The organism is Flavonifractor sp. An306, assembly GCF_002159455.1.
Taxonomy (GTDB): Bacteria; Bacillota; Clostridia; order Oscillospirales; family Oscillospiraceae; genus Flavonifractor.
On the sequence record NZ_NFIQ01000194.1, the window covers coordinates 1 to 1,373 of the forward strand.

A 1,373-nucleotide genomic window follows, 5' to 3' on the forward strand; every position below is an offset into this window, starting at 1 on the left:
ATTTATGATATTGCGAATGATTCCAATAAGGATGGAGCGATAAGTAAAGAGGAATGGGAGGATTGGGTAGCCAAGCATCCAGAGGACAAGAATCAGAATATGGATTTAAGTGATGATGTAGTAATCGAGACCCCGACTCCCGAGCCCACCCCTAATGCTGGAAACAACAATTCTGGGGGCACCTCTTCCGGTGGAGGTACTTCCAGTGGTAACAACAATTCCGGAGGCACTTCCTCTGGTGGTGGTACAACTAATTCTGGTGGAACTTCTTCTGGTGGTGGCACTTCCAGTGGTAACAACAATTCCGGAGGCACCTCTTCTGGTGGTGGTACAACTAATTCTGGTGGCACAACTTCTGGTGGAGGCACTTCCAGTGGTAGCAACAATTCTGGCGGCACTTCCTCTGGAGGTGGAACAACCACCACTCCAAGTACACCCGATGCTGATACAGGAAATGATGTAATTCCTGGCAACACAAACATTTCCGATAAAGATATGGAAGCCATCAAGAACATGGTTGAAGATGCAGGCGGTACCTGGGATCCTGCTACAGATGAAGAACTGCAAGAGGCAGCAGATGAACTGGGTGGAACCTATGACCCTGAAAGTGGTGGAATCGAGGGTGGCGAAGAGGATGGCTGGATAATGTAAATATTATCAGACATTATATGGCTCTATAGTCAGAATACACAATATGGCATTCAGAACGCATAACTTTTGAATTAAGCATGCTAATCTGACTGCCATATTGACATATTGAAAAGTGTTAAAAATTTAATTTGAAAGGAGGAAGTTGCGTATGCAATCATTAAAGCGTATAGCAGTATTCCTACTAGCGTTTATAATGGCTTTGCAAGTTATCATCTCCCCGTCATATGCAGATTGGGAAGTCTCTGGCGGTGGTAATGGTAGTAGTGGTGTTGCTGGTGATGGTACATATGTTGATGATATGCAAGGCTTACGCATAACACCAAATAGATGGTATAGAAAAAGGAAAGAGACAACACTTTATCACTTGTGCAAGGCATAGGAGGTAATTTTTTTATGCTTATTTTTAGACATAGATTGTATGAGGGAGAGAAAATTAAAAATTAAGGAGGTCTACTTTATGAAAATAAGTGGACTGAGTGTGGTTCAAATACCACACTCGCAGAGTTATGGGGTTTACACCCCACAGGGCATCCAAATCGCTCAGGTTTGGATGGGCCAGGATGGGCAACTGGCCTATGATTTAGTTGCCCTGGGTTACATTTGCAAGGCCCTAGCCAAGCGTTGGGACATTAAAGCCAAATAAGTCACCGGAGGAAACCGGGGTTAGGCCGTGATGGTCTGACCCCGGTTTTTTGTTGTTGGCTTGTCTGTGCGGCATGGTG

At 44.6% G+C, this 1,373-nt stretch carries 2 protein-coding genes and 1 pseudogene; all 3 read left to right on the top strand.

What is annotated here, in order from left to right; translation table 11 throughout:
• Positions 1-651, top strand: a pseudogene (locus tag B5F88_RS20935) (hypothetical protein); the annotation flags it as partial.
• 148 nt (positions 652-799) lie between these two features.
• Positions 800-1,030, top strand: coding sequence for a hypothetical protein (locus B5F88_RS20495; RefSeq protein WP_140402225.1), 231 nt, complete (start codon positions 800-802; stop codon positions 1,028-1,030).
• A gap of 78 nt (positions 1,031-1,108) precedes the next feature.
• Positions 1,109-1,294: a hypothetical protein gene (locus B5F88_RS19530; protein WP_087937058.1), complete on the top strand. Its 186-nt coding sequence runs from the start codon at positions 1,109-1,111 to the stop codon at positions 1,292-1,294.
• Positions 1,295-1,373: the final 79 nt, after the last annotated feature.

Excerpts from the sequence above, each read along its gene's own strand:
- B5F88_RS20495 (WP_140402225.1), top strand. The coding sequence starts at position 800 with ATGCAATCATTAAAGCGTATAGCAGTATTCCTACTAGCGTTTATAATG.
- B5F88_RS19530 (WP_087937058.1), top strand. The coding sequence starts at position 1,109 with ATGAAAATAAGTGGACTGAGTGTGGTTCAAATACCACACTCGCAGAGT.